General features: G+C 65.3%; 1 protein-coding gene. It reads left to right on the plus strand.

The window, feature by feature from the left end; genetic code table 11:
• The coding region (locus GVL61_RS24645; protein WP_159983890.1) for an ATP-grasp domain-containing protein at positions 1 to 392 on the plus strand (392 nt) is incomplete at both ends.

The raw sequence follows: 392 nt of genomic DNA on the forward strand, positions 1-392 counted from the left end.
CAGCGGGCTTCGCCGAGGCACTGGCATTGGCGCTGCGCTACGACCACAAGGTGCTGGTGGAATCGGCGGTGGTCGGCCGCGAGATCGAGTGCGCGGTACTGGGCAACGCGCACCCGCAGGCCAGCCTGTGCGGCGAGGTGGTGGTGCACGACGAGTTCTACGCCTACGACACCAAGTACATCAACGAAACTGGCGCCGAGGTGGTGGTACCTGCGGATATCGATGCCGCAACCCAGGCGCGCATCCAGCAGATCGCACTGCAGGCGTACCAGGCGCTGGAGTGTGCCGGCATGGCGCGCGTGGACGTCTTCCTTACTGCCGGCGGCGGGATCGTCATCAACGAGGTCAACACGCTGCCGGGCTTCACCCGCATCAGCATGTACCCGAAATTG

This window comes from Novosphingobium sp. 18050 (genome assembly GCF_902706195.1).
Taxonomy (GTDB): domain Bacteria; phylum Pseudomonadota; class Alphaproteobacteria; order Sphingomonadales; family Sphingomonadaceae; genus Novosphingobium.